At 61.8% G+C, this 8,799-nt stretch carries 7 protein-coding genes and 1 pseudogene; 7 read left to right on the top strand and 1 reads right to left on the bottom strand.

All coding sequences use genetic code 11. From position 1 onward, the window contains the following. Positions 1 to 21: 21 nt before the first annotated feature. From HLUSI_RS28490 to HLUSI_RS0113025, 6 genes and pseudogenes are all read left to right on the top strand, one after another. Positions 22 to 636, top strand: a pseudogene (locus HLUSI_RS28490) (efflux RND transporter periplasmic adaptor subunit); the annotation flags it as partial. A 3-nt stretch (positions 637 to 639) separates the two neighbouring features. Next, entirely contained in the window at positions 640 to 3,843 is a 3,204-nt protein-coding gene (locus HLUSI_RS0113040) for an efflux RND transporter permease subunit (protein ID WP_016834401.1), read from the top strand. After that, a complete protein-coding gene (locus tag HLUSI_RS32675; RefSeq protein WP_157137849.1) occupies positions 3,833 to 3,985 on the top strand; it encodes a hypothetical protein in 153 nt (50 codons plus the stop codon). Before HLUSI_RS0113040 ends, HLUSI_RS32675 begins: the two co-directional genes overlap by 11 nt. 10 nt (positions 3,986 to 3,995) lie before the next feature. Next, the gene (locus tag HLUSI_RS0113035; protein ID WP_016834400.1) at positions 3,996 to 4,643 is read left to right on the top strand and encodes a protein-L-isoaspartate O-methyltransferase family protein; all 648 of its coding nucleotides are present in this window, start codon (positions 3,996 to 3,998) and stop codon (positions 4,641 to 4,643) included. 9 nt (positions 4,644 to 4,652) lie between these two features. Beyond that, on the top strand, positions 4,653 to 4,976 hold the full coding sequence (locus HLUSI_RS0113030) for a rhodanese-like domain-containing protein (protein WP_016834399.1): 324 nt from the start codon (positions 4,653 to 4,655) through the stop codon (positions 4,974 to 4,976). A 118-nt stretch (positions 4,977 to 5,094) separates the two neighbouring features. Then, positions 5,095 to 6,402, top strand: coding sequence for a TolC family outer membrane protein (locus HLUSI_RS0113025; protein WP_016834398.1), 1,308 nt, complete (start codon positions 5,095 to 5,097; stop codon positions 6,400 to 6,402). Between the two features lie 18 nt (positions 6,403 to 6,420). Here HLUSI_RS0113025 and HLUSI_RS0113020 read toward each other — a convergent pair whose 3' ends face one another. After that, positions 6,421 to 7,053: a TetR family transcriptional regulator gene (locus tag HLUSI_RS0113020; protein ID WP_016834397.1), complete on the bottom strand. Its 633-nt coding sequence runs from the start codon at positions 7,051 to 7,053 to the stop codon at positions 6,421 to 6,423. Positions 7,054 to 7,561: 508 nt separating this feature from the next. Between HLUSI_RS0113020 and HLUSI_RS0113010 the strand changes: the two genes are divergently transcribed. Next, the gene (locus HLUSI_RS0113010) at positions 7,562 to 8,794 is read left to right on the top strand and encodes an efflux RND transporter periplasmic adaptor subunit (protein ID WP_029363478.1); all 1,233 of its coding nucleotides are present in this window, start codon (positions 7,562 to 7,564) and stop codon (positions 8,792 to 8,794) included. Positions 8,795 to 8,799 lie beyond the last annotated feature (5 nt).

Below are 8,799 nucleotides of genomic sequence, written 5' to 3'. Positions count from 1 at the left end.
TCATAAGCGCGCGGTGCGCTCGACGTGGCGCAAAAGGCGCTCAGCGACACCGTCATCAAGGCGCCGATGGCCGGCCTGGTCAGCACCCGCACCATCGAGCCCGGCGAGAAGGTGTCGGTCGACAATAAACTGCTCGACGTGGTCGACCTGCGCCAGATGGAACTGGAAGCGCCGGTGCCCACCGCCGACATCCTCAAGGTGAAGCTCGGCCAGGAAGTGCTGGTGCGCGTGGAAGGCCTGCCTGACGCCGTCGCCGGCAAGGTGGTTCGCATCAATCCGGCCACGCAATCGGGCTCGCGCTCGATCATGGTCTATGTGCGCATCGACAACCCCGACAATCTCTTGCGCGCCGGCATGTTCGCCGACGCCAGCCTGACCCTGGACAAGCGCGACGCCGTGCTGACCGTGCCGGCCACCGCAATCCAGAACGAAGGCGGCAAGGCCTATGTGTACACCATCGAGAACGGCAAGCTGACGCGACGCGACGTTGTCACCGGCCTGCGCGGCGTCGACAGCAAAGGCAACGCGGTGGAAATCAGCAGCGGCCTGCAAGAGGGTGCGCGCATCGTCAAGGCCAACCTGGGCAACCTGAACGCAGGCACCCCGGTCAAGATCCTGCCGGCGGCGAAGGAATAGCGCATGTGGTTCACCCGCATCAGCATCGGCAATCCCGTGCTCGCCACCATGATGATGATGGCGTTCGTGGTGCTCGGCCTGTTCTCTTATCAACGCCTGCGCGTCGACCAGTTTCCCGACATCACCTTCCCGGTGGTGGTGGTGCAGACCACCTATCCGGGCGCCTCGCCCGAGAACGTCGAATCCGACGTCACGCGCAAGATCGAAGAGATGGTCAACACCATCAACGGCATCAACAGCCTGACTTCGCATTCGTATGAAGGCCTGTCGGTGGTCATCGTCGAGTTCGACCTCACCGTCGATCCGGCCCAAGGCGCGCAGGACGTGCGCGAAAAAGTCGCGCTGGTGCAGGCGGCCTTCCGCAAGGAAGTCGACCAGCCGCGCATCACGCGCTTCGATCCGGCCGACCAGCCGATCTTCTCGATCTCGGTCACCAACGATCCGACGGCGCCGAACACGCGTCCGCGCACGCTGCGCGAGCTGACCACGATTTCCGACCAGGTCATCAAGAAACGACTGGAAAACGTGCGCGGCGTCGGCTCGGTGACGCTGGTGGGCGGCGTCAAGCGTCAGATCAACATCTACGTCAAACCCAACGAGATGGAAGCGCTCGGCATCGGCGTCGACCAGGTCATCACCGCCGTCAAGAACGAGAACCAGGAATTGCCGACCGGCGCGATCCGCATGGCCGATGCCGAGAAGGTGGTGCAAGTGCAGGGCCGCGTCAAGAATCCGGAAGACTTCAAGCGCATCATCGTGGCGCGGCGCGGCAGCCAGCCGGTCACGCTGGAACAGATCGCCACCGTGGTCGACGGCCAGGAAGAACAGGAAACCCTGGCGCTCTACAACGGCCAGCGCACGCTCGCGCTGGACATCCTGAAGGCGCAGGGCCAGAACACCATCGATGTCGCCGACGGCCTCAAGCAGGCCATCAAGGACATGGAGCCGAACCTGCAGAAACTGTATCCCGGCGTGCGCCTGCAAGTCATCAAGGACAGTTCGCGGCAGATCCGCACCGGCGTCGAGAACGTGCGCCGCACGCTGCTCGAAGGGGCGGCGCTGACGGTGCTGATCGTGTTCCTGTTCCTCAATTCCTGGCGCTCGACGGTGATCACCGGACTGACCTTGCCGGTGGCGCTGATCGGCACTTTCCTGTTCATGTACATGTTCGGCTTCACCATCAACATGATCACGCTGATGGCGCTGTCGCTGTGCGTCGGCCTGCTGATCGACGATGCGATCGTGGTGCGCGAAAACATCGTGCGCCACGCCGGCATGAAGGTGCACGGCAAGTTCAAGACGCACAAGATGGCGGCGCTGGAGGGCACGGCGGAAATCGGCCTGGCGGTGCTGGCGACGACCTTCTCGATCGTCGCGGTGTTCCTGCCGGTGGGCTTCATGGGCGGCATCATCGGCCGCTTCTTCCACCAGTTCGGCATTACGGTGACGGCGGCGGTGCTGATCTCGATGTTCGTCTCGTTCACGCTGGATCCGATGCTGTCATCGATCTGGCCCGACCCCGATGTCCATGGCGAAAAGCGCAAGGACGGCTGGTACGCCAAGTCCATCGGCCGCGTGCTCGATCAGTTCGAACGCCTGGTGCAATGGCTCTCGGCGAGTTACCAGAAACTGCTCAAGTGGTCGCTGCGCCATCGCATCATGACGCTGGTGCTGGCGCTGCTGAGTTTCATTGCGGGCCTGGCGTTGCCGGCGGCGGGACTGATCGGTTCCGAGTTCGTGCCGCAGGCCGATTATTCCGAAAGCGGCGTGACTTTCTATACGCCGGTCGGCTCGTCGCTGGAACTGACCGAGTCCAAGGTGCACCAGGTCGAAACCGTGCTGCGCCAGTTTCCTGAAGTGGTCGATACCTACAGCACCGTCAACACCGGCAATTCGCAGGGCAAGAATTACGCGACCGTGTTCATCCGCCTCAAACCGCGCAAGGAACGCCAACTGAGCACGGCGCAACTGGCGCCGCAATTGCGCGAACGCCTGACGCGCGTGGCCGGCATCACGGTCACCCACATCGGCACGCTCGACGGCGTCGGCGGCGACAACAAGCAGGTGCGCTTCAGCTTGCTGGGACCGGACCTCGATCAACTCGGGCGCCTGTCGGAAGAAGTCCAGACCAGGTTGCGCGCGATCCCCGGCGTGGCCGATCTCGACTCCAGCCTGAAGCCGCAAAAGCCGACCATCTCGATCGAACCGAAGCGCGACATCGGCTCCGACCTCGGCGTCGGGGTGGCGCAGATCGGCAACGCGCTGCGCCCCTTGCTGGCCGGTGAGGCCGCCAGCAGCTGGCGCGCGCCCGACGATGAGAACTACGACGTCAACGTGCGCCTGGCGCCGACCGATCGCAATACGGTCGACGACCTGTCGCGCATGATGCTGGCCAGCAGCTTCAACAATACCGACGGCACGCCGCGCATGGTGCCGCTGCGCCAGGTCGCCGACATCCGCAACACGGTCGGCGCCAACCAGATCAACCGGCGCGACCTCAACCGCGAGGTCGAATTGTCGGCCAACGCCGCCGGCCGCTCCGCCGGCCAGGTCAACGCCGACATCAAGGTCATGCTGGACAAGATCAACTGGCCGCCCGGCTATCGCTACCAGATCGGCGGCTCGACCAAGAGCATGAACGAATCCTTCGGTTACGCGCTGGGTGCATTGGCGTTGGCGATCGTGTTCATCTACATGATCCTGGCCTCGCAATTCGCCAGCTTCCTGCAACCGGTGGCGATCATGTCGTCGCTGCCGCTGACGCTGATCGGCGTGTTCCTGGCGCTGATGTTCTTCCGCTCGACGCTGAACATGTTTTCCATCATCGGGTTCATCATGCTGATGGGGCTGGTGACCAAGAACGCGATCCTGCTGGTGGACTTCGCCAACCAAGCGCGCAAGGAAGGCATGGAACGCGGCGCGGCGCTGCTGGAAGCAGCCCACGTGCGTCTGCGCCCGATCCTGATGACCACGCTGGCGATGGTGTTCGGCATGGTGCCGCTGGCCTTCGGTATCGCCGAGGGCTCGGAACAGCGCGCACCGATGGGCCAGGCGGTGATCGGCGGCATCATCACCTCGTCGCTGCTGACGCTGGTGGTGGTGCCGGTGGCGTACACCTATCTCGACGATCTCGGCGCCTGGGTCAAGCGCAAATGGTTCGGCGCTGCAGTAGTAGAGGACAAAGCGGAGGACGAGCATGCGTCCTGACTATTTCCGTTTTGCAAGCATGGCGGCGGAATCGGCAAGCGATAATTTCGCTGAATTCCCCACTGCGGCCCCGAAAGCAACAGCCTGGCGCTGTCTCGCAGCGTCGGGGTTTGATAAAATGCTGCTTTTACGTCGCTATTGAGCCCACTGCCATGAATATCGAACAAGCCCGCTTCAACATGATCGAACAGCAAATCCGCCCTTGGAATGTGCTGGCGCAAGATGTGCTGGACCTCCTGACCGTGGTCCGGCGCGAGGAATTCGTCCCGGCCGCGCATCGCAGCCTGGCGTTCTTCGATACCGAGATCCCGCTGCCGGGCGGCGAAAACATGCTGGCGCCGAAGGTCGAGGCGCGCATCCTGCAGGAAGCCAACGTCAAGAAGCATGAGCAAGTGCTGGAAATCGGCGCCGGCTCGGGCTACATGGCGGCGCTGCTGGCATCCAAGGCGCGTCACGTGACCACCGTCGAGATCGATCCCCAGCTCAAGGCCCTGGCTGAACAAAACCTGTCCGGCTACGGCGTGGTCAATGTCAGCGTCGAGCTCGGCAACGGCGCGCAAGGCTGGCAAGGCGAATACGACGTGATCGTCATTTCCGGCGCGCTGCCTTTCCTGCCGGACGCCTTCCTCAAGCAAATCAAGGTCGGCGGCCGTATTCTGGCGATCATCGGCGAAGCGCCGGTCATGTCGCTCCAGGTCATCACCCGCACGTCCGACCAGGTCTACGACACCGTCAACGTTTTTGAACTGATGGCCAAACCTCTGCATGCGGCCAGCGAGCATTCTCACTTCACTTTCTAGGAAATTTGCATGGAGCACATCACCGCACCGGAACTGGCCGCCTGGATCGCCGACCCGGACCGCCCGACACCCCTGTTGCTTGATGTGCGCGAGCCATGGGAATTCGATACCTGTCGCATCGAGGCTGCCCAGCTGATGCCGATGAACACGATTCCCGGCCGTTTTTCCGAACTGGACGAAGAACAGCCCGTGGTGTGCATCTGCCACCACGGCGCCCGCAGCATGCAGGTTGCCGCGTTCCTGGAGCGCCAGGGTTTCACCAAGGTGACCAACCTGACCGGAGGCATCCACGCCTGGGCCAAGCAGGTGGACACGGCAATGCCGACGTACTGATCCATCCCCGATTCAGCAATGCCAGGCCGCGACAAGACGGCCGTTTCGCTCGTCCCCGGACAGCCGCGCAAGCTAGCGTAATCAGGGAGTTTCATATCTTCTCCAGAGAATTCAACGTATGCGTCCAGTCTTACTCGTCCCGCTGCTGACAGCCGCCCTGCTGGGCGCTTCAGCCCATGCCGCCGCCGCCGATCTGGTGCAGGTCTATCAGCAGGCGCTGGGAAACGATCCCATCTACCAGAGCGCGCGCTACGCGCTGCGCGCCGGCGAAGAAAAGATCACGCAGGGCCGCGCCGCCATCCTGCCGACCGTTGGCGTGGGCGGCAGCTACACACGCTCCGGCGACACCATGCAGAATTCGTCCAACACCTACACGCTGCAGCTGACGCAACCACTGCTGCGCTGGGCCAATTGGGAAACCTACCAGCAAGGAAAATTGTCGGTGGCCGTGAGCGAAGCGCAATTCGCCCAGGCCCAGCAAGACCTGATCCTGCGCGTCGGACAGGCTTATTTCGACGTGCTGGCGGCGCAGGATGCGCTGGGCTTCCTGCGCGCGCAAAGAATCGCCATTTCGGAGCAGCTGGCCTCGGCCAAACGCAACTTCGAAGTCGGCACCGCCACCATCACCGACACCAATGAAGCGCAGGCGCGCTACGACCTGGCCGGCGCCCAGGAAATCGCCGCGCAGAACGACCTCGAAGTGGCGTTGAGCAAATTGCAGCAGATCATCGGCCAGCCGCCGACGCCGCTGTCGGCATTGCGTCCGAACGTGCAATTGAGCTTGCCGCAACCGGCCATGATCGATCCCTGGATCGCCAGCGCCGAGCAGCAGAATTACAGCGTGGTGGCGCAGCAGGTCTCGCTGGAAATCGCCCAGAGCGAAATCCGCCGCAATCGCGCCGGCCACACGCCCACGGTCGACCTCGTGGCGGGCCGCAATTACATCAACCAGAACAGCCAGCTGACGCCCTATACCAACGGCCGCGGCTACGCCAACTCGATTGGCGTGCAATGGAATATCCCGCTGTTCTCGGGCTTCAGCGTCAGCAGCAAGGTGGATGAATCGATCGCGCTGGCCGACAAGGCCCGCTCGGATCTGGAAAATGCGCGCCGCACCGCCGTGCTCAATGCACGCCAGGCCTATCTCGGCGTGAGCAACGGTTTGTCGCAAGTGAAGGCGTATGAAGCGGCGGAAGTCTCGAGCCTGTCGGCGCTGGAATCGAATCGCCTCGGCTATCAAGTCGGCGTGCGCATCAACATCGACGTGCTGAACGCGCAACAACAACTGTTTTCAACCCGGCGCGATCTGGCCCGGGCGCGTTACGACACGCTGATGAACGGATTGAAACTGAAGTCGGCCGCCGGCAGCCTGAAGGAAGAGGACCTCGCGCAAATCAACCTGCTGCTGGGCGCTCCCTCTCCCTGACGGGTTGGTTGTGCTGGCTCAGCTGAGCAGGGTCGGCGCCGTCTTGATGGCGTGAATGCAGGCGGTAAGCACGCTTTCAGCCTCCAGCTCCAGATCGAAACTGTCTGGCGAAAAGAACCAGTCGGCCAGCAAGCCGCTGAACATGGCATGCGCCATCAGGCAGGCGCGACGGATATTCAGGTTGGGCGGCAACTGTCCGCGAGAGATTGCGTTGGCGAGAATTTGCTCCATGCGCAGCATGCCTTGCATCTTGCATTCGCGCTGGCGCATCAGGATGGGATCGTTGTGGTCGACGAATTCGCACTTGTTGAAAATGATGTCGAAGACTTTGCGGCAACGTGGATCGGTCGCGGCCTGCCTGAGTACGTACACGCCGCCCTTGATGAACTCGCCGAGCGGATCGGTGACGCGCTCGTCGGCGTTCGCTTCCATGATGGCTTCCATTGGCAGGCGCACGCGCTCGCACATGGCGTCGAACAGGTCGCTCTTGTTCTTGAAATGCCAGTAGATTGCGCCGCGCGTGACGTCGGCGGCCTTGGCGACGTCGGCCAGCGAGGTATGCGAAACGCCGCGCTCGTAAAAAACTTGTTCGGCCGCATCGAGAATGCGTGAACGCGTTTCGAGGGCTTCTTCCTTGGTGGAACGGGCCATCGTCAGCAGTCCGAGTAGGATGTTGTGATCATAAATAGTGGATTCATTGCAATCTCCGTGCACTTTCGTTGTGCGGTAAAGACAGACTGCCGCAGTTCTCTTTGACAAAGAGACGTTTTCGCGAAAATCTGCATGTTTTGCATGTTTCTGAAAGTATCGCTGAATTGCATTTCGACATATTGCGATACATCAATCAAATACATACATACAAGAATGTATGTATAATAGCACCGGATTTCAATGGCCGCTTGGGCGTTTTACGCTTGCTTTCTTTTGTTTCACCTGTCTGCTGTCTTTTCTGCACTGCAACAATTTTTGCGTTATCTTCTTGGTTCTGCCGCAGCACCATTATTTTTCAAGCCCGTTTCTGGATTCATTCCGTAATCACTCCGTAATTGTTCCAAAGCTATATTCCGCAATGTCAGTAATTTAAATAGCAATTTAATTACCGTATTCGAATCACCAGCTGCATGTGCAGCTTCAACTTTACCTACCGTGCGAGATATTTATGAGCTCAGTTAGTCGTTTCACGCGCCTTACCCTTACTGTCGTTGCCGCGGCCGCCCTTGCGGCATGCGGTCAAAAACCGAACGCCCAGGCCGGCGCAGGCATGCCGCCAGGCGAAGTGTCCGTCGTCACCATCGCGCCGGAGCGCGTCACCATCAGCAACGAACTGCCGGGCCGTCTGGAAGCCACGCGCGTGGCCGAAGTCCGCGCCCGCGTGGCCGGCATCATCCTCAAGCGCACTTTCCGCGAGGGTAGCGAAGTCAAGGCCGGCGAGGTGCTCTACCGCATCGATCCGGCCACGTTCAAAGCCAACTACGACAGTGCACTGGCCACGCTGGCAAAGAGCCAGGCTTCGCTGACGCAAGCCTCTCTGAAGGCGCAACGCTACAAGCCGCTGGTCGAAGTCAACGCCGTCAGCAAGCAGGAATATGACGACGCCGTCGCCGCGCAGAAGCAAGCGGAAGCCGATGTCGCCGCCGGCAAGGCAGCAGTGCAGACCGCCGGCCTGAGCCTGGGCTACGCCACCGTGACCTCGCCGATCTCCGGCCGCATCGGCCGTGCATTGGTGACCGAAGGCGCACTGGTCGGCCAGGGCGACGCAACGCAGCTGGCCGTGGTGCAGCAGCTCGACCCGATCTACGTCAACCTGACGCAATCGAGCACCGACCTGCTCAAACTGCAGCAAGCCATGGCCAGCGGCCAGTTGAAGACAGTCGGCCAAGGCAAGGCCAAGGTCACGCTGGTGACCGACGACGGCCGTCCTTACCCACTGCCGGGCAAGCTGCTGTTCTCGGACGTCACGGTTGACGCGACCACCGGCGCAGTGACCATCCGCGCCGAGTTCCCGAATCCGAACCGCACGTTGTTGCCGGGCATGTATGTGCGCGCGCAACTTGAACAAGCAGTCAACGAATCCGCCATCGTGGTGCCGCAACAAGCGGTCATGCGCGACCTGAACGGTTCGTCGGTGTTTGTGGTCGGCGACGACAACAAGGTGGCAGCGCGTCCGGTCAAGACCGGCTCCGCCCAAGGCAACAGCTGGATCGTCACGGACGGCCTGAAAGCCGGCGATCGCGTGATCGTCGAAGGTATTCAGAAGACCAAGCCGGGCGCACCGGTCAAGCCGGTGCCCTGGAAGGGTCCGGCCGCTGATGCCGGCGCTGCCCCGGCAGGTGCATCCGCTGCACCTGGTCGGGCGCCAGCCAAGCAGGACGCCGCAACCAAAGCTAACTAAGAGGC

This window comes from Herbaspirillum lusitanum P6-12, from assembly GCF_000256565.1.
Taxonomy (GTDB): Bacteria; Pseudomonadota; Gammaproteobacteria; order Burkholderiales; family Burkholderiaceae_D; genus Herbaspirillum; species Herbaspirillum lusitanum.
This window is presented reverse-complemented; position numbering and strand designations above follow the sequence as displayed.

Bases quoted from the DNA above. Each gene is read 5' to 3' on its own strand.
- HLUSI_RS32675 (WP_157137849.1), top strand. From the start codon at position 3,833: ATGCGTCCTGACTATTTCCGTTTTGCAAGCATGGCGGCGGAATCGGCA.
- HLUSI_RS0113035 (WP_016834400.1), top strand. From the start codon at position 3,996: ATGAATATCGAACAAGCCCGCTTCAACATGATCGAACAGCAAATCCGC.
- HLUSI_RS0113025 (WP_016834398.1), top strand. From the start codon at position 5,095: ATGCGTCCAGTCTTACTCGTCCCGCTGCTGACAGCCGCCCTGCTGGGC.
- HLUSI_RS0113030 (WP_016834399.1), top strand. From the start codon at position 4,653: ATGGAGCACATCACCGCACCGGAACTGGCCGCCTGGATCGCCGACCCG.
- HLUSI_RS0113010 (WP_029363478.1), top strand. From the start codon at position 7,562: ATGAGCTCAGTTAGTCGTTTCACGCGCCTTACCCTTACTGTCGTTGCC.
- HLUSI_RS0113040 (WP_016834401.1), top strand. From the start codon at position 640: ATGTGGTTCACCCGCATCAGCATCGGCAATCCCGTGCTCGCCACCATG.
- HLUSI_RS0113020 (WP_016834397.1), bottom strand. From the start codon at position 7,053: ATGGCCCGTTCCACCAAGGAAGAAGCCCTCGAAACGCGTTCACGCATT.